This window comes from Granulicella mallensis MP5ACTX8 (assembly GCF_000178955.2).
GTDB classification, from domain to species: Bacteria; Acidobacteriota; Terriglobia; order Terriglobales; family Acidobacteriaceae; genus Granulicella; species Granulicella mallensis.
This window is the reverse complement of record NC_016631.1, coordinates 2264480-2282943: the sequence shown is the minus strand read 5'-3', so window position 1 is coordinate 2282943 and position 18464 is coordinate 2264480. Positions and strand designations below refer to the sequence as shown.

General features: G+C 56.9%; 13 protein-coding genes. 6 read left to right on the top strand and 7 right to left on the bottom strand.

Features of this window, described 5'->3' with window-relative positions:
• Window positions 1-54: 54 nt before the first annotated feature.
• The 5 genes from ACIX8_RS09670 to ACIX8_RS09650 are packed head-to-tail and all read left to right on the top strand — an operon-like array spanning window position 55 to window position 3250.
• A complete protein-coding gene (locus ACIX8_RS09670; protein WP_014265155.1) occupies window positions 55-987 on the top strand; it encodes a ThiF family adenylyltransferase in 933 nt (310 codons plus the stop codon).
• Entirely contained in the window at window positions 971-1705 is a 735-nt protein-coding gene (locus tag ACIX8_RS09665) for an A24 family peptidase (RefSeq protein WP_014265154.1), read from the top strand. The genes ACIX8_RS09670 and ACIX8_RS09665 overlap by 17 nt, the downstream gene beginning before the upstream one ends.
• Window positions 1698-1958 (top strand): hypothetical protein, encoded by a 261-nt coding sequence (locus ACIX8_RS09660; RefSeq protein ID WP_014265153.1) that lies wholly within the window; start codon window positions 1698-1700, stop codon window positions 1956-1958. The genes ACIX8_RS09665 and ACIX8_RS09660 overlap by 8 nt, the downstream gene beginning before the upstream one ends.
• A 4-nt stretch (window positions 1959-1962) precedes the next feature.
• Entirely contained in the window at window positions 1963-2529 is a 567-nt protein-coding gene (locus ACIX8_RS09655) for a ubiquitin-conjugating enzyme E2 variant (protein ID WP_014265152.1), read from the top strand.
• Window positions 2510-3250, top strand: coding sequence for a metallophosphoesterase family protein (locus tag ACIX8_RS09650; RefSeq protein ID WP_044176492.1), 741 nt, complete (start codon window positions 2510-2512; stop codon window positions 3248-3250). The genes ACIX8_RS09655 and ACIX8_RS09650 overlap by 20 nt, the downstream gene beginning before the upstream one ends.
• A 115-nt stretch (window positions 3251-3365) precedes the next feature.
• On the opposite strand, the gene ACIX8_RS09645 is transcribed toward ACIX8_RS09650, so the two are convergent.
• The 6 genes from ACIX8_RS09645 to ACIX8_RS24525 are packed head-to-tail and all read right to left on the bottom strand — an operon-like array spanning window position 3366 to window position 14691.
• Window positions 3366-3905, bottom strand: a complete 540-nt coding sequence (locus tag ACIX8_RS09645) for a hypothetical protein (RefSeq protein WP_014265150.1) — start codon at window positions 3903-3905, stop codon at window positions 3366-3368.
• The gene (locus ACIX8_RS09640) at window positions 3902-4693 is read right to left on the bottom strand and encodes a hypothetical protein (RefSeq protein ID WP_014265149.1); all 792 of its coding nucleotides are present in this window, start codon (window positions 4691-4693) and stop codon (window positions 3902-3904) included. Before ACIX8_RS09640 ends, ACIX8_RS09645 begins: the two co-directional genes overlap by 4 nt.
• Before the next feature lie 3 nt (window positions 4694-4696).
• Window positions 4697-5692 (bottom strand): hypothetical protein, encoded by a 996-nt coding sequence (locus ACIX8_RS09635; protein ID WP_014265148.1) that lies wholly within the window; start codon window positions 5690-5692, stop codon window positions 4697-4699.
• A gap of 18 nt (window positions 5693-5710) precedes the next feature.
• The gene (locus ACIX8_RS09630) at window positions 5711-8260 is read right to left on the bottom strand and encodes a hypothetical protein (RefSeq protein WP_014265147.1); all 2550 of its coding nucleotides are present in this window, start codon (window positions 8258-8260) and stop codon (window positions 5711-5713) included.
• A 9-nt stretch (window positions 8261-8269) separates the two neighbouring features.
• A complete protein-coding gene (locus ACIX8_RS09625; RefSeq protein ID WP_014265146.1) occupies window positions 8270-9859 on the bottom strand; it encodes a type VI secretion system Vgr family protein in 1590 nt (529 codons plus the stop codon).
• Between the two features lie 23 nt (window positions 9860-9882).
• On the bottom strand, window positions 9883-14691 hold the full coding sequence (locus ACIX8_RS24525; protein ID WP_014265145.1) for a serine/threonine protein kinase: 4809 nt from the start codon (window positions 14689-14691) through the stop codon (window positions 9883-9885).
• Window positions 14692-15542: 851 nt separating this feature from the next.
• Between ACIX8_RS24525 and ACIX8_RS09610 the strand changes: the two genes are divergently transcribed.
• Entirely contained in the window at window positions 15543-16526 is a 984-nt protein-coding gene (locus tag ACIX8_RS09610) for a cytochrome D1 domain-containing protein (RefSeq protein ID WP_223295499.1), read from the top strand.
• An 86-nt stretch (window positions 16527-16612) separates the two neighbouring features.
• Here the strand turns inward: ACIX8_RS09610 and ACIX8_RS09605 are convergent, their stop codons facing one another.
• A complete protein-coding gene (locus ACIX8_RS09605; protein WP_223295498.1) occupies window positions 16613-18364 on the bottom strand; it encodes an alpha/beta hydrolase-fold protein in 1752 nt (583 codons plus the stop codon).
• Between the last annotated feature and the right edge of the window lie 100 nt (window positions 18365-18464).

Here is an 18464-nt window from a genome sequence, read left to right as displayed (position 1 = left end):
GTTTGTTACAACTGCCTCTATACTTGTCCCGTTCGAGCTCTTTGGGAGCCTTCATTGTTTCGCAGCGCAATCATCGCCGGCTTGGGCGCACTTGGCAGTGAACTGGCACAAAACCTTGGCCGTCTTCACCTGCAACAGGTCACGCTGGTCGATCAGGACGTTCTCGAGCCCAAAAATATAGCGCGTTCCCCCTTGTGGCGTGACGCAGAGCCCGGTGAGCCCAAAGTTGTTGCCGCCGCCCGAGCACTATCGTTGATCTTTCCCGCCACACGCTGGATAAGCGTTACCAGTGAGATCGCCGATCTCTCACCACGAGCTTTTATAGAGGCTGATCTCTTGCTCAGTGCGGTAGATACGGATCTCGCCCGCGTGGAGATGGCAGCTATCGGAGCGCGCTATGCCCTCGACATCTGCGACGCCGGCCTGGGTGGCACGAGTCTCCAGGTGGGGCGTGTTTCGTGGTTCCCACACCATGGAGACCTTCGCTCAGCCTGTTTTTCATGCCTGCTAAGCACTCGTCGTCGCGCCAGCCTGCTAAGTTCATGGGAGTCCGAGAACTACTCCTGCTCGCAATCGGAGATCACGTACGATCTTGCGTGGTCAAGCACCATGGCGACGGCCAAGTACATCTCACGCCTCCAGGCGCTGGTGGCTGCAAGAGCCATGGCTCGACGGTCGGCATGGCCTGCACAAACACTGCAGATCGATCTTGGCTCGGAACAGCGCGTCCGTCACCTTCATCATCTTCGTAGCGAGCAATGCCCCTTTCACGATGACGAAATCCTGCGCGGGGAGCTCTTTCCGCGATGCGAGCAAGCCATTTGTTTAAACTGCGGTGCTTCTGAGCGAACGACAGTACGTATCGGCTGGTTGCGGCGTTGGGGTCGATGCGAACGATGCGGCTCGAAGCAACTGCCGGGCGATGGGCGGCGACAAGTTTACGGCCCGGAAAAATTTGTGAGGGAGGGACATGAACAAATCGCGTGATCTGACCCTACTCGCACTCTGGGCGATGCTGGGATTTGCAACGCAACTCGTTGCTACGCACTGGGGTCTTATCGGAGTGCTTGCCGGTGGCTTGCTCTGCGGCATTATTGTCTGGCTGGCGCCGAAGCTCCTCGCGCTGGCCTTCGACAGTCTATGGCCATTGCCTCTCACGGCCTTGATTGCCAGCCTGCTGGGGGTCGCCTGCAGCCGCATCGTGGGTCAGGCCGATATGGGCCATCTCGCGTGGCTTGCGCCTGTCCTTGCTACCGCGCCGTCCGGCTCTCCTGCGCTCGCATCGCTGGTCCGTAGCGAACGTTGCGGACTTTGCAAAAGAACGCTGCGGACAGTGCTATCTTTTTCATGCCCGCGATGCTCGCTGCATGTCTGCGAATACTGCTGGGGGTTCGGCCGGGAACGCTGTAAACTCTGCGACGAAAATCACATTCCGCTTCTGCCGGTGGAATCTGCCTGGTGGCTGGATCGTTTCGGGGCACGGAGACTGACCGGCGAATGCTCCCTCTGCCGAACTTCAGCCGGAGCCAGTCACACGCCACAATGGGGCTGTGGTGGCTGCGGACACAATCAATGCGCCGCCTGCTGGGATGACAACAACGGGGTCTGCGCGCGATGTGGCTGGGTTATCCCTGACGTAGCGGAGATGACAGGTACAGAGCATAGGAAACACAATCATCTTTCCAAGGACAAGAGTTATGCCTAAGTACCAGATTCTTTTCGATACCCTACGCGCTGAGCGCAAATTCAATGTCGACATCGACGAGAGCGAGACGCTGGAGACGACTCTCGATGAGATTCTCTTTGAACTCCGCGAGCGCGGCGACTACCTGAAGGGCGAGGGCCAACCACAGGTGGTCTGGAACGGCGTCTCTCTCGATTTCGCTATGCCACTGGGACAACAAGGTGTACACCCCAACGACATTCTTCGTGTTTCCACCATCGTTCTGAATGGATAGAAGCATGATGGGTATGACTTTGCGCGAACGACGCATGCAGTCAGAATGGCTGTTGCTGACGAGGCTGGCCGAAGCCAATCCGACGATCCTCAGGACCATAAATAGGACGCCGGACGCCTTCCATGTACATCTCTCCGAGACACCGGGATGGGTTGCTGACGAAACCGGCCCCATAGCTCTGCAAGAGCACTGGGTCGACTACGTGTTCCCACGTTACTACCCAACGCTTCCGCTGGAAGCCTACTGTCGGCGCGCTCCGTTTCATCCGAATGCGCATCCAGGGACGGGCTTTCTTTGTCTGTGGACAGACTACACACCCAACCGCTCGATCCTGGACGCGGTGGTGACAACCCGCGCAGTGCTTGCGCATCAAGCGGTAAATCGCGATATGCGACATTGCATGCAACCCTCTGCCTTTCACTCTGAACGGCTTCCGCTCTCGGCACTCAATGTTCCGGAAGACTGCCGCGCCGGCATGAGCGTGCCTCTCAATCAACGCCGGCTCCGGCTCACACCCGTACAGGATGACCAGGTTCATCCACAGAGTTCCCTTGCGATTTCTCATTCTTAGTGACATCCACGCCAACGGAGAAGCTCTGAAGGCGGTACACGCTGATGCCGTCACCCGAGGCTTCGACCTGACGCTGTGCCTTGGTGATGTCGTAGGATACGGCCCTGACCCCAACGAAGCAGCCGCGTGGGTGAGCACCTACGCCGACGTCGTGGTGCGTGGCAATCATGACCGGGCGTGTTCGAACCTGAGTGACTACGACTCCTTTCACCCGTTGGCGCAACACTCCGCGGCGTGGACAAAGGAACAGCTTTTACCCTGTCATGTCGAATGGCTTGCGCAGCTGCCTCGCGGACCGCTGCAGGTCGATAACTTCGATCTTGTACACGGTGCTCCCGATGACGAAGACCGGTATCTGTTCGACGCTGAAGAAGCAGCCGCAAGCTTGAGACATGCGGCCGAACAAGTCACCTTCTTCGGACACACGCACGTACAAGGCGGCTTTGTGTCGCGACGCCCGACAGGATCAACTGCCGCATTGCGCTTTCAAACGGTGCCCGCCCAGCTCACCCTTGAAGAGGATAGTTTGTATCTGTTGAATCCGGGATCGGTCGGCCAGCCGCGCGACGGAGACCCGCGTGCAGCCTACTGTATCTACGAAGCACATACTTCAGTCGCGTATTTCTACCGCGTGGAATACGACATCCGCACCGCACAGGAGAAGATCCTGGCTGCCGGTCTCCCCGAGGAGCTTGCTTATCGGTTGGCTACTGGCCGTTAGATTAGAGCATTTTCCCTGTTGCCGGGAATCCAGAAACGGGCGTGCAGCAGCGTTTTCATTGGGGAAAACACCCATAAAGATCGAGGCACCGCTCTACACCTACAGGGAAAATGCTCTAGCGCGATGACTGCGCCAATCTTTCGCGGTGCGACTGCAGAAACTCGTTGATCGCATCGGCCGCTTCGTTGTAGCCGGTGAGGTCCGTGCAGCGTATCAACTGCTCGCTGGCGCCATCGTTCATTACGGCACGCAGGGAGACACAACTGTTTCCCATGCCCACCACCGCCTTTTGCACGGTATTCAAGGCATACTCACGCGTTTCGAAGGGGACAGACAGAAGACTCTGCTGCACCTTCAGATTGTTCTGATCTGCATTGATCGCGACGTTCGTCGCGCGGGCCATCAGAAACCCTACATAGACGAATGGAGCTCCGATCACAAGAGCGATCAGCAGGGGAAACACACCCCACAGAAAGCCCCTTGGCATGGCGGACTCTTTGCCGTTGAGCACCAACGATAGCACTGCGCCTGCAACCCAGCACACCAGACCGGCGCCGAGAAACAATCCCGCGAGCGAGTTGTAAGGCGGCGCTACCACCACGAGGTTCCCGGCATTTTGATGCGCTACGTAGATTTGGGTCATTGCAATCATCATGCCTGCATCCCTGGCAAAAACCAGGTTTCCTTCTCTCCGAAGTCCTGGCGCGTGCAGCCCAGTGCCTCCAAGGTACCGCGAAGCGGCTCCATGGAAAGTAATAAAACGCCCCCGTCTTCAGGGCTTTCACGTATGTACAGGGTAATGCCCTGGATCGCGTCGAGCGTTGTCTGCGAGATCGGCTCCGCTATAGAGGTGTTCTCAAGCAGCGGCACGTACCAGGGAAAGATCCGGTAGATACGATCTGTAATGAGGCTCAAGTGATATTCCTGAAGGGAACGGAGCATGCGCTTCCCCTCCATTCGTGAAACCAGTTGCAGCCCACACCCTGTGCCGAGCATGGTGGTCATGGCATGCAACCGCGCCGTTCCTTCGCTTTGGACGCGAAGCTGAATCGGCATCACCTGCGGCAGATTTTCAGGGTCAAGGTCTTCGACGTCTGCCCCTCGGAGCATCCGCGGCGCAGGACGATTGGCCCACACACCCAGCCCGGTCTGCGGATGCCAATGCCTGGCGTTGTCGCCAAGCAGAAGGCTCGCGGACCGATCCACGTTCCGCCCCAGCCCGATAAAACTCTCGTGAGAGCAGCCGAAATCGCGAACGAGGTGGAGGACGAGCGTTTCAAGAAACTCTCGGAGCGCATCGTAGGAGTCAGGACGAGCGCCAATGGGACAGGGCACAAACCAGTGCTCATAGCCGCCGGGCGTGCCTTTCAGTACCAGATGCTCGACCGGCACATACATGCGAAGATCGTTACGTTCGACGGCAGCGCGTGCGTTCTCAGTCATTCACTACCCTTCCCAGTACACATAGCCATCCTCACGCATCGTCTCCAGCACCTCGCGGAAAATCGGACGCAGATCATGCTTCGATGCGATCACGAAACCCTCATCTTCAGGGCTCTCACGAATGTAGATATCGAACACGTCAAACCACTTGCGTACATCCTCTTCCAGTTGCGAGAGGAAGTCCTGTGTGGTCAACCGTGGAAGAATGAAGGCAAGCCCCTCGAAACCAACTGCTCCCTTGACCTCTTCACCAAATACCTCTTTGCTTTTCGTGCCAAAGGTGTCCACGCGCGGTACTGCATTGTCTGAATCAATATCAACCCCAAGCTCAGTCTTCAGCCTTTGCATGGAAGGATGAGTCCGAAGCCACGCAGGCATCCTGCCTGGGGCGTGCGGATCGAAATCGTTATGCATCGTCTCCATCATGGAATATTTGCGCAAAAACTTGGGCATCGGTGGTTTTTGAATCGTGGCCAACTGTGGCGGCGAAGGAAAGAGCTCTTCGCTACTGTTACCGCAGAAGAGCAAAGTCATGCCACCGTATCCCATGAAGACTTTGGTGAAGTCTCCATCATCCCTACGAAAGCGGAATGCCCGTTCCGCCACAAAGGGGTCGAGGCTTGCGTTTTTGCGGCTTCGTGCAAAGGTCTTCATCTCCTCCGGCGTAATCTTCTTCACGGGCTCTTGGTTAAGAGAACGGCTTTGCCCGGGAACTGGAGAATAACGATGAAGTTTCTTATAAAACACTTCCTGGATATCCGCTGTTTCACGCAATATCTTTGAATGCATGAACTGAAGCTTCTCCAGCTTAAGAGTGCGGGAGATCGCCAGCTCAAATCGCAGGAAGAAGATGGAAAGCCATTCCCTTTGCGCATCTGGCATTGTTTTGAAGCGCGCGGGCATCCAGAACAGACTGAACGTCTGTACACCTTCCGCCCTCCGGAAGGGTAGACAATCCGGGCGCTCCTGCTCGATTCCTTTTTCTATCGGATAGCTCATCGAACCGGCCTCTATTGATTATGGGAAGATATGTCCCTGACCCATGTTCAGTGCGCCGGCATGCGTAACACTGGCCAGTTGAATCACGATCAGTTGAGGAATAAAGGTGACCCCATTTATATGCGTGGCATCGCCATGCAGTGTGTCAGCTACCGGCGCTACTGTCGTAATGTCAGCGGCTGTTTCAACAGTGGCCACCGAAATGGTATCGTCTGCGACGGTCTGCTTTGCCTTCACAAAGGTTGTTACCTTCTTGATCGCCTCGTTCTCGCCCTTATACACTCCGATATCGTCCTTTCTCACGTAGAGGTCCTGTTTTGCGCCGCTGATCGAGGTGTTATTCACACTGATACCGATGGACTGAAGCGAATTGCTGTTTGCGAGTCCACTCGTATCGCTCTTAAAGCCTTGTATCGTTACCTTTTCATCCGAGACCGTTACCCATTCCGGGTAAGTCTCATTGGAGGTCGACGTGTGCGCAAGCACGTGTTCTCCTACCTGGCTCTCAATCTTTGGACCGAGTTGCGTACGGATGGTGTTGCCATGGGTCGTTCCCGTGTGATTTCCCATGACCGTCTCGGTAAAGTTTCCCTGGTAGATACGGACCTGCTCGCCGAGGTAGGTCTTGGTCGAGGGCCCGGTTACGGTCGAGGCCGATTCCCCGGCAACTTGCTCCTGATGATTCGCCTGCAGCGTTTTCTGATAGTCGCCCGTCACGGTCTTTCCGTAAGTTCCAGTGACCTGCTTGTCGTAGTTCGCCTGCACGCTCTTGGTGTAGGAGCCCGTGATGTTGTTCGCCGAAGAGCCGGTGATGGCCTTCACATAATCTGACGTCACCGATTTGCTATAGTTGCCCGTGATCGCGTTCGTCGAGTTCCCCGTGACCTGCTTGGTATAGTTCGACACCACCGACTTCGAATAGTTCCCCGTGATGGCATGCGTCGCATTGCCGGTCACCTGTTTACCGTAGTTGCCGACGATCCCGTTCTGAGAATTGCCGGTAATCTGTTTGGTGTAATTCGATTGGACAGTCTTGAGGTAATCGCCGGTGATCGCGTTCGTCGATACACCAGTGATCTCCTTGGTGTAGTTCGAGGCCACCACCTTCGTGTAGTTCCCCGTGATCGCGTGCGAGGAGTTGCCGGTGATCGCATGGGTCGCGTTACCGGTCACCTCCTTGGTGTAGTTACCGGCAATTCCGTTCTGCGAATTCCCTGCGATCTGCTTGATGTAGCTCGAAGCCACCGTCTTGCTGTAATCCCCGGTAATCGCGTTCGTCGAGGTGCCGCTGATCTCCTTGGTGTAATTCGACGTCACGGCCTTCGTGTAGTTGCCGGTGATGGCGTGGGTCGCGTTGCCGGTGATCGCCTTATTGTAATTACCGACGATCCCATTCTGCGAGTTGCCAGTGATCTGCTTCGCGTAATTGGACTGCACGGTCTTGAGATAGTTCCCGGTAATCGCATTCGTCGAGGTGCCGGTGATCTCCTTGGTGTAGTTCGACGCCACGGCCTTCGTATAGTTCCCGGTGATCGCGTGCGAGGAGTTGCCGGTGATCGCCTTGGTGTAGTTACCGACGATCCCATTCTGCGAATTGCCTGTGATCTGCTTCGTGTAGTTGGACTGCACAGTCTTGAGGTAGTCTCCGGTGATCGCGTTCGTCGATACCCCGGTGATCTGCTTGCTGTAGTTCGAAGCTACCGTCTTTGTGTAGTTCCCCACCACTCCGTGAGCCGAATTTCCGGTGACCTCCTTCGTGTAGTTGGACTGCACAGTCTTGAGGTAATTCCCCTGCACAGAGTGGACGGCATTTCCCGTCACAGCTTTGCCGTAGTTCGCGATCACCGTCTTGTTGTAGTTGCCGACCACATGCTGGTCTGCATTTCCCTGCACCAGCTTTCCATAGCTACCTTGAATGGAATTGTCTGAGTTTCCAGTGACCGTCTTTACGTAATTCGATTGGACAGACTTGATGTAGTCACCACGCACGTGATTGACGGAAACACCCACGATCTCCTTGCCGTAATTAGAAGCGACATGTTTGGTGTAGTTCCCGGTGATCGCATGGGAACTGTTCCCGGTGACCTGCTTGTCATAGTTGCCGATGATGGCGTTGTTGGAGTTCCCGGTGATCGTCTTCACATAGTTCTGCTGCACAGCTTTGCTGTAGTTCCCGGTGATATGGTTCGCAGAGTCACCCAGTACCTGTTTGTCGTAATTCTGGGCAACGTTCTTGCTGTAGTTGCCGGCGACCTGAATCAGCGAATCGGACATCACGGAGCGGGCATAGGGGCCCACAACCGTCACGCTGCGGCCAAGGTTCACAAGATGCGTCTCGGCCATCCCGACCTCTGAATTCACATTCATCCCCACCAGCGAGGTTCGGTTTTGGTCCACACGCAGGCTCTGGTTCCCGTGGACAACCGTGACATCAGAGCCGGGATAGAGGAGGGCTTCCGGAGTGCCGATTGCCGGCAGAATAAGGCTGCCCATCCTGCCAATGCTCCGGTCCGTGCGCGGATCCATCACTCGCCGTGTCGTCTGAATGCTGCCGTTGAATACCTGCATAAGGCTCCTCTACTCGCCGACTTCTCGCGACCAGTATTTTGCGTTGAAATGAATGCGTCCGTCGGGCGCGTTAAAGATCAGATCTCCATGCTCGACGCTCAGCACGATGGCGGGGCGACCGGTTTCAGCGGCCCGCTCTAACATCAGCAGCTTGGCATTTCGTGGCGTTGCGATCGCAATCGCCTCCTCACCATCCTTGTCGACCATCGAGATGCGATGTCCGCTCTTGGTGACGATGCGCTTGATATCGTTGCTATGTGTCTCGCCGCCCCAGAAGTCTTCATTGGGCGTGTTGTCCACGCCATTCCACACAGAACCGATAATGACCGGGCGCTCGGGGTCGCAGTCCTCGAAAGCCACTAACACTTCATCGCCCACTTCCGGACGGAACAGGAAGCCACGGTCCGCTCCCGCATACAACGCAGAGTGACGGATCCAGCCTGTCTCTCCCTCATCCTGCCAGTAGTAGCGCACTCGCACCTGTCCATGGCGGTTCGGATCATCGATATCGACCACCCGCGCCGAATATACGCCGCTAACACACGGCTTGGGATGCAGTTCACTGGTGTACCAACCACTCCATGGAGTACAGGTAAACCGGTTCTCGTATCCCTCGGTGGACCAGCTATGCGTTACCGTGAGCAGATAAAATTCGCCGGACGCTGCTTCCACGCCACTGACCTGGATCTTCTGCCCAGGCTGCAATGTTTCGCATTGGCTTAAACCTTCGCACAGCAGGCCGCTTGCAGCACTCCATTCCGCCTGGTTCTCGATTGCCTGTTGATACTCCGAAACAGTCTTCGATCGGTTTCGTCTCCCCCGATACGCTGCGGGCAGAATCTGCGCTGATTGCTGCAGTACCGCACTGGTAAAACCCGACGCACCGCTACTCAACGACGGTTGCTTCTGAAGCGACTTGAAGTTCTGACTCACCGATTGAGAAAAGTCGTAATGACTGCCGTCGATCTTCGCCGAAGCCAGCATGCCCTTAAGCCGGAACTCGACAAGCCCCGTGTTGAGGTCGCTCCCCCAGGTAAGCGTAGGCCCCGCAGTCTGAAACCCCTGCGCAATCTCGATTCCGGTGGCTGTTGGATTGATGTATAAGCCCTGATCGGCGCACAAACGCAGCAGGAAGTTCCAATCGGTCTCATCCCACTGCACCAGGTCGAGCGTCGAATTCTGCTGTCCGCCAGACACACTCGCTGCGATGCCTGTACGCCCTGCTATCTGCTGCGCTACGCTTGCCACGGAGGTGGTTCCGTAATAGAAGTAGCTCGCCGCGACTTCAAGCTTTACGCTTTGGCTCGCGCCGTCGAGCACAACACGAAACCCGCCGTTCGCATGGTAGGTAAGGTCGGCTCCACGCAGAAACCCTTCGAAGAACTTCGTACCATCATTGGACTCCAGAACGAGGGATCGTCCAATCCACTTCTCCACCGCAGGGCGGTCCCCTGCAACATGGAACAACTCCACAGTGCAGGTGCTGTGCTTATTAAGCCCTTTATTCACCGTGGCGTTGACGAAAGTTCCCTTGCGACCAAGGAAGCCTGTTTCGATCTCCTGGCCATCTATCAAAATCTTGAGCACTGTCTGGACCACGCTAATCTCCTCTTTCTCTCCTGTTAGCGGCTGTACGAAAAGCCAGTGAGAGTCACGTCTTCTTTGAATCCGAAGCCACCATTGTTCAGATCCTGCTTTATGGCCTTCCAGGTGTGCACGGCGTTCCAACGCTCTCCATCCCACATCGAAAGGGAGATCTCGTCGGAACCTACATGCAGCATCACCTGATAGGTGTTCTTGTTGTGCATGGGGAATTGCTCGGCAGACGCTTTTTTGCCGTCGATGATGGAGGTAACGGTCAGCGAATCGCGAGAGAGTGTAAACAGCAGATAGTTCTCCGGATCGTGGTATCCCACCACCCACTGGGCCTTCTGCCAGACGAGCAGCAACGAACGACTCAAGACACCTGAGAACACATAGGTGCCGAGTTCAGGCCTGGCAGCGTAGAAGCCGATGTCAGTAGTACCATGAGTGAGCGTGTGCGTCTTGGGATTGAGGCTCCACTGTGCAGTGTCCCAGCCGTTGAGGGTGGGACCACCGGCGAGCGGATTAGCAGGCGCGAGTGTCACACTCACAGGTAAGGTTTGGTTTGCAGCAACCTCAATGGTTATAGCCCGTGGGGCATAGCCAAAAGCCGATACCTCTATTCTGTATCTGCCTGCCGGCACTTCGAACCTGTTTCCGCTGACCGGTACTTTCTGATTGTTTCCGAAGACAGCGACCTGCGCCTCTGCCGGAGTGAGTTGCAAGGCCAACACACCATTCGTCGACGCCGCAGGCTCGAGATAAACATCCCGCACAGCCGCCACATTCTTATCGTCGATCACCACATCCTGGCGGAGAGAGGCCCCGTGAATACTAGCCACAACGGAATGCGAACCCTGCACAACTTTATCGATGAGGAGTGTGCCATCCTGCCCCGTTTGTCCGGCCGCCACACCATCCAGCGTGATCTGTGCACCGGTTGGGGCGTGCGCCTTAATCATACCGAGAGCCTTATGAAAAGGCAGGGTGAGTGTCATCTGCTGTTGCGGCTTCACCTCAATCGACTGGCTGAATGGCGTAGCCATCCCCGCCAAGGTGGCAATCACCACATACTTGCCGGCAGAAAGGTTATTCATATCCAGATGTCCGCCGGCAATCACGCCCTGCTGCATCATCTTCCTGCCGCGCATCAACTTCACGTTGACGCCATCCACATCAGAAACAGCCTTGAGTGAAGCAGAATCCGTCAGTGAAGCAGGATGATTGCTACCGCCGAACGCAACCAGGAGTTGCCGCCCCGGCTTGCTATCGAGGTGCGCTAGCACACCCTGGTCGTACGTACCCACATAAAGCGAATGCCGCCCGTACGGCAGATCCAAATCGAGTGAGTCTTCTCGAAGCTTGCCGCTATGCGTACCGTCCAAAAGAACGGGCGAGCCCTTCTCGGCAAATACCTGGGCTTTTCCATCGATCAGACTCACGGCCATCGCGCGTTGCCCGTCACCCCAGCCACTGAAGGTCGCCGCCCCCTTGGGGTCTACCTGCATGTGCAGCCGGACGCTGCTTCCATCCGCGTCCTTCCACGTCAGAGTGTGTTCTCCGGCACTCAGCGTGATCGGAGTTGCCGCGTCATACACCGCAAGCGCCTTCTCTCCATCCAGTTGCATCTCCCCGTGGCCAGTCACTTCAAAGACGTCTGCCAGCGGAACCAGTTTGAACTGAATTTTGGTGCCGGATCCTGGGACAAGCTGTATCTGCTGCGTCTGCGAAACGTAGCCGGGGAGATCCGCATCGAGCGTCGTCTCGCCTGCGGGCAGTGACACATTCAATCCCGATCCCGCAACACCAAGTAGCTTGCCGCCACTGCGAATCATCGTCCCGGAAGGTTCCGCGTCAATCGTTACAGACACCATGCTCGGCGACGCCGGTATTGGCGGAGCCTGCGCCTTCGGTGATGATTTGTGATGAGCAGCCCACAGACCAAGCGATGCCAGAAATACGACACTCGCGCAGGCAGCTCCCACGATCAACAGCGATCGCCGGGCAGGAACTGGCGGAGTCACGAAAGCCTTAGGCTTCACAGGTAGAACGGGTGAAGGGGCCGTCACGGGTGATGCTGGCTCGACATCTACGATCGTCTGCAGGCGAGCTTTGAGCATCCGCGACTCAGCCTGAAACTCTTCGTCTTCCTGGTAGCTATTCGCGATCTGCTCGGCGCTTGCCGCAGTAGCATACAACTGTTTCTTATCACTGATCGAGTCCGCTTCAAGACGCTTCCTTCGCAAAACATTCAAGTCACGTCCGCGTCGCTCTGAGCGGCTTGCATCCAGATTTTGCAGAAATTGCTTCAACCGGGTACTTTGCGGATAACGCACAAGAGCATGATTCAGAACATCCATGGCCCCAGAAAGATCCCGCGCAGTTCTCAGCCGTTGCGCCTGCGCCAAGGCCTCATCTGTTTCAGTGTGCTCTTCCTGCTCCTGCAGAAAGCGCAGGAATCCAGTCGCCGCGTGGTTGCCAGGTTCGAGAGTCAGTATCTCCTCGAGATAGCCACAGGCCTCGCGCGGCCGATCCTGGGATGCACGCGCTGCAATCAGAAGACCTTCCACCAACTCCGTTCTCGCGTGCTTGACCTTCGAGCCGAGATCGTAAGCGGCACGCAGGCACTCGAGTCCCAGATCGATATTCCCCTGCCCCATCGCTCGCCGCCCGTCGGCCAGCAGCTGCTCCACTCTGACCGCGAGTTCGCGCTGCTGCCGCAGGTGAGGACGCAGTTCGAGCAGGTCCGAATCGTCAGGCAAGTTGTCCAACGCCTGTTCAAGCAGTCGCAGGCTTTCATCGAGATCGCCACGCTCTGCCGCGCCGGTGATCTCGGCAAGCCGCCGACTCTTCTGCTGCATCCGCTCGCTCAACTGACGGCGCAATCGCAGGTTCTGGATCTCAAACTGCAAGCGCGGAAAATTCGGATGGATGGTCTCCAGGGTCTCCCACTGCACCAGCGCTTCGCCATACAGCTCTCGGGTCTCGAGTCCGCGTGCCCGATTCACGATGCCTTCCACCAGGCTTAGCTTCTGACGATTGGACTCAAGCAGCCGGGAGAACTCCGAGACTCCCGGATTCTGGCTGACCGCCTCTTCCAACATCTCGACCCGTTTGCCCAGATCAGCTTCGTTCTCGATGGCCTCCTCTACCTCCAGCAGGCGCTGTGAGACAGCCCGTCGCCGTCGCTCTTCGACGTCAAACTTGAGCGCCTTGAAGAGCGTGTGCTGCGGCATGCGTGTGAGAAAGCCATCGCACAGTTGATCGACGAGAGCGAAATCTCCCCGCTCAAGCGCTTGTTTGGCCTCCGCATAGCTCGCTGCAATGGCCTCGTGCTCAGCATGCAGCTTGTTGTAGAAGCTCTCATAGGTGGCAAGCTGCGCGGGCGTGCTGGGATCGGGAGCCTGCTTTTCCAGCTCCAGCACGATCCGCATGTTGCTTAGAGCGGCAGTGATCTCATTGCGTGCCTCTGCTTCGAGCGCCACGGCGTAGGCGGCCTGCTTCTGCTCACGCATCCGCTGCACCTCATGCTCCCGCCTCTCGATCTGCGCCAACAACTCGAGCGCCCGCTCTTCAGCCGGCTGCGCCTCCAGGACCCGCTGCGCCGCCTGTTTGGCATGCGAGAAGTGAAGCTTTTCAAGGTGCTGCTGCCCGAGCTTGAGCCACTCCAGAATGTCCGCCTCGGTACGGCTCGTTTCGATCTCGTGACGCAATACGAGGGCTTCGATATGGTGAGACTCGAGATCAAGCACCTCACTCACACGTTGCAGCGCAAGCCGGTACTCTCCATCCTGTTTGCGCTCACGCGCGCTTTCCATCAGCCTTTCGATAGTCTTCTGCTTTACAGCAGCTTTTACCCGTGTATCGAGCGCGAGTAACGCGTCGACCAGGTATCCCTCGGAGAGGAGCTCTTCTGTTAATTCCTGCGCGTACTGCAGATTGCCCTCTTCAAACTCAGTGCGGACCTTGGCAAGGCGCGGTTCGAACCGGCTTGGCTCGAACACTGTAAACGACGAGTCGTACTGAGCACGACGGAGCGCATCGCTGAACTCGCGCATCGAGGCAAACCGATGTGCCGGATTCTTCGCCATCGCCTTGCATACGACCTGGCTCACGGCTTCGCTCACCTCGCTATTGAACGAGTTCGGCAGAGGCGGATGATGACTACGGATCGCCTCGGCAACGCCATCTTCGCTCGATGCAAGGAAGGGTTGCCGGCGCGTCAGAACCTCGTAACAGACAACGCCGAGCGAGAAGACATCGGAGGAGCGCGTAAGCCCCTTCATCGCCAACTGCTCCGGAGACATATAAAGCAGCGTGCCCGTGCGGCCAATCGTAATGCTAAGATCCAGGCGATGCGCTACACCGAAGTCCAGGAGCTTGACTGAGTCATCTTCCAGAACAAACAGGTTGCTCGGCTTAATGTCGCGATGCAGCAACCCGGCGTCATGTGCAGCCTGCAATCCTCGACTCGACTGCATGATGATGTCGAAGCAACGCTCTGTCGAGAGTGGATGTTTATTCGAGCGGATCAGGGCCGCCAGCGTCATGCCTCGCAGCAGAGGCATGACTATATAGGGAGTACGTACCGATCCGTCTTCGAGAACTCCCTTGTCACGGATTTCAACAATGTTTGGGTGGGCCAGGTTTGCCTGCTTCTCGCATTCTTCATAGAAGAGTCGCAGTGCATTGGGATCATGCACATCGAGCAGTACCTTCATCGCCACATCGATTTCGAGGACCGTATCAAAAGCCCGCCAGACGGCGCCCATTCCGCCTTCGCCAAGCTTTTCTTTCAACTCGTAGCGCCGTTTTGTCTTCTTTGGAGTAGCTTCTGCAAAAAACATACGGGTCTGGGGTCGCTCGTATTCGGCTTCAGCTTGCAATTCGTGAATCGGCGGCCTTCACGGTTCAGTTGTGCAGAGGCCACGGGCTTGCGAGAAGGATACCCTTTGAGGAAGAGACCACTTTGCCAAAACCAGCTATGGATTTATCCGAAACGATCATTGCGGACGCCTGGCCAGATAAATCCAGTTGCATTCTTTATGCCTGAAGCAGATATCTATCGACCATCTCTGCGTCGTTTGACCGCTGGATTCGATCACTTCTAGACAGAGGTATGCTTACAACGATTCTTTTCGGTGATGGACGGCGATCGGGAGGTAGCAAACGTTTCGCTCCTGACGGGCGCGGCAATCGAATGGAACGAAGATCGCAACAAACGGATTGTTTATCAGGTGACTCCCGCTGAAGGCGGATGGAACCTGGTGAGGCAGATCTCTACCGATGAACTCCTGAGCGCCCTCGTCGCTGAATCCGTACTTTCGACACGATGTACCGTTGAAGGCGAACCATGGATGATCAAGAGGCGAAATCCGCCGCGATATTGTCGCGCTGGTTCACAGCTCATGAGCCGTTTCTGCCTGAAGCGTAAGCATTGGGGATCCGGTCCGACTTTCCACGTCTTGAACTGAGGCCGATAGATCGACCAATGTGGATCTTTGCTCCGAACTTCAACGACAAGCAGACAAAACTGCTCCGCGTGGCACGCAAACTGCCCTCGAGCACTCCCATCGCCACCCAATTCGAAGACTTTTCAAACCAGCCGCAATTTCAGCGGAAAACCATGACCCTGTTCAGAGGTTCATGAACTGTTCTATGCTTCTGGGTCATGAGAACACACTACATTCTGGCGGCCGTGAGTTTGGTCGTTTGCCTGATGGGCGCGCGGGCACAGTCTTTGCTGGTAGTGAACCAGGGAGACGCGACGGTCAGTGTAATCGACCCGCAGACAGGCAAACAGGTAGCCACCATCGAGGAGCACACGCCAGGGGTGCATGGGCATGAGATCGCTGTGTCGGCTGACGGCAAGACGGCTTTTCTGCCGATTTACGGAAGCGTCGGGGTGGGCAAACCGGGAATCGATGGACACGAGATGCTGGTTCTCGACTTGCCCTCGCGCAGGATCATCGACCATGTGGAGTTCGGTCATGGCGTGCGTCCGCACATGCCTTTGCTGGATGAAGCGAGCGGCATGCTGTATGTCACGACAGAATTGGATAAGACAGTGACGGTCATCGATCCGAAGACGCATCGCATAGTGGGTACGATTCCGACAGGGGCCGAACAATCCCACATGCTGATCCTGTCTCATGACGGGAAGACCGGGTATACCGCGAATGTAGGGCCAGGCAGTGTTTCGGTGCTGGACATGCGTGAACGCAAGACGCTGGCGGTGATCCCGGTGGCTGCGGAGGTGCAGCGGATTGCGATTTCGAACGACGACAAGTGGGTGTTTACCTCAGACCCGAAGCAACCGCGCATGGCGGTCATCGACACCTCGACACACAAGGTGGCGAAATGGATCGAGCTGCCGGGGATGGGATATGGAGCGAAGCCGACCACCGATGGCAAGTGGCTGCTGGTGGCAATCCCGGCGGCTGGCAAGGTTGCGGTGGTTGATCTGGCAACGATGACGGTGAAGAACACCGTGGAGGTTCCCCTGGCTCCGCAGGAGGTCGTGATCCGGCCGGACCAGAAGGTGGCTTATGTTTCGTGCAATACCAGCGGGAAGGTGGCTGCGATCAATCTCACGACGTGGAAGACGGATCTGATCGCGGCGGGACCGCTGGCGGATGGCATGATCTGGGTCCCTTCAAGGAAAGGCCAACCAGTCCGATAGCGCAACCTCAAGCGACTCCCGATGAGGCTCCCAACGCACGCAAGCGATGCTCAATCGCCTGGGCGCTTGCTGGCAGGATACGTCTATCAGTATCGCCAGCTTGTTAGGTCTGCTCCCTTCGGAGCTGTCTGCTGGATGCGCTGCATAATCTTTGACACGTACATAGTCTCGTAATGCAATCGGCTATAGGCATTCGGGAGCTTGGGGTCACCATTCCAGCAGTGTTCTGCGCGAGGCCCGTACGCGATCTCGGCATGTGCAGGTGGATTCGCAGTATCGAGGAAGTCTTGCAGCAGGTACACCGCATCGTTCAGCATGTAGGTGTCTTCGGAGCCGACGTAGACGTGCAGCTTGCCGTCCAACTTCGGCTGCAGCTGCGGCCATTCGCGCTGGAGCTTCGCGTTGAGATCGTAGTGATCGTGCCAGTATTTCGCAACAATGGGATCGATTGCACCGGTCTGCTTATCGAAAATACGCGCAGGATAACCGTCCGGACCGATGGGTGAGAAGACTGCCTGCCAAATGTCGTACTGTTCGCCGGAGCGCCCGTGGTCGCCAAGCGCAGCCTCGTACTGGTTCACGCCGCGCTGCGTGATGGTGGTGTGGCCCAGATAGTCACGCATCGACGGCTGCTCGATTTGTTTGTTTGCGCCGCTTGTGAAGTACGCATTTGCATCGCGGTAGAGGTCGATGTTGGTATAAGCGTGAAAGTCCACGGGATCCGGACAGGCGATGAAGGCGCCGTTGTAGTGGTCGGGGTAGAAGACCTGCGCTGCCATAGCTTCCCAGCCCCCCGTGGAGCCGCCATAGAGGAAGCGCGCCCAGCCCTGTCCGATGGCGTGGAACTGCTTTTCGACCATAGGCAGCAACTCGGTTTCGATGGCTTCGCCGTAAGGACCGAGGTTCGCAGAATCGACAGCATAGCTGTCGTCGTAGAACGGATTCGCGGTCTGGATCTTGACCACGAGAAAACGTGGGAAGTCCTTCGCGATCCAAGTTTGATAGAACTTGTAGGCTTCCTGCTGCTGGATGCGGTTATAACCGGCGAGATGAAAGCGCTCGGAGTAATCGGGCTTGAGAGTCGGGTCGGGAGGCGTAGTGCGGAACTCCGCGAAGCCGTCGTTGAAGTGGTCTTCAAATAGCATCAGCGGGAAGCGTGCCTCCGGATGCTGGTCGAAGCCAGCGGGCACGAGCACCGTGGCGGAGAGATAGACAGGCCGGCCCCAGAACTTTGTCAGGAGCGGTGACTGGATACGCAGACGGCGGATGAACTCCGAATCGGCGATCGGGGTAATGGGCGGAATCACCTCGGTAAGCGTGACGTCGACGTCGCGCACAGGCTTACCGTTCGCGCCGATCGAGATCGGAAAAGGCTTGCTGTAAAGGTTGCCAGGAGCGAGATTCCAGTGCTGTCCTTCGCCACGGTCAGGTGCAAGCTTCAAGGTGCGGCCGTCACCCATATGAAAGGTCTCATAGAGGTTCAGCACAGCTTGCACCATGTACTTGCCAGGAGGCAGCTCGCTTAGGTGCAGGTGCGGGTAACCGGCGGCGCTGTCGTCCACGGTCACCTCGCTGCCAGGCCTTGCACCGTTGAGCGTAAGGCCGAAGATGTTCTGCGAAGCCGGTGTGTCGTTGATCTGCATGCGCGGCTCGTCGCCGAGGTCGTTCGACAGCAGCAGCAACAGGCGGCCATCCAGAGGAGCGGGCTCGGCTGCGCGCTCTCCACCACTCTGCAGTGGTCGTGCGTCCTTGGGAATGTGCACGCGAAAGCTTTGGGCCTGCAGCATCACTGCGGCATTGCAACACAACGTGATCGTGAGGGCGGTATTACGGAACACGCATAATTTCGGCATGGGAAAGAGTATACGGTGCGGTCGAGACCGGCTGATTTAGCCAAACCCGAACGATCTGCTCAATTTCCTTCCGTCATTCATTGGT

Coding starts and splice junctions, on each gene's coding strand:
- ACIX8_RS09635 (WP_014265148.1), bottom strand. CDS start 5,692: ATGAGCTATCCGATAGAAAAAGGAATCGAGCAGGAGCGCCCGGATTGT.
- ACIX8_RS24525 (WP_014265145.1), bottom strand. CDS start 14,691: ATGTTTTTTGCAGAAGCTACTCCAAAGAAGACAAAACGGCGCTACGAG.
- ACIX8_RS09630 (WP_014265147.1), bottom strand. CDS start 8,260: ATGCAGGTATTCAACGGCAGCATTCAGACGACACGGCGAGTGATGGAT.
- ACIX8_RS09645 (WP_014265150.1), bottom strand. CDS start 3,905: ATGATGATTGCAATGACCCAAATCTACGTAGCGCATCAAAATGCCGGG.
- ACIX8_RS09655 (WP_014265152.1), top strand. CDS start 1,963: ATGATGGGTATGACTTTGCGCGAACGACGCATGCAGTCAGAATGGCTG.
- ACIX8_RS09640 (WP_014265149.1), bottom strand. CDS start 4,693: ATGACTGAGAACGCACGCGCTGCCGTCGAACGTAACGATCTTCGCATG.
- ACIX8_RS09660 (WP_014265153.1), top strand. CDS start 1,698: ATGCCTAAGTACCAGATTCTTTTCGATACCCTACGCGCTGAGCGCAAA.
- ACIX8_RS09665 (WP_014265154.1), top strand. CDS start 971: ATGAACAAATCGCGTGATCTGACCCTACTCGCACTCTGGGCGATGCTG.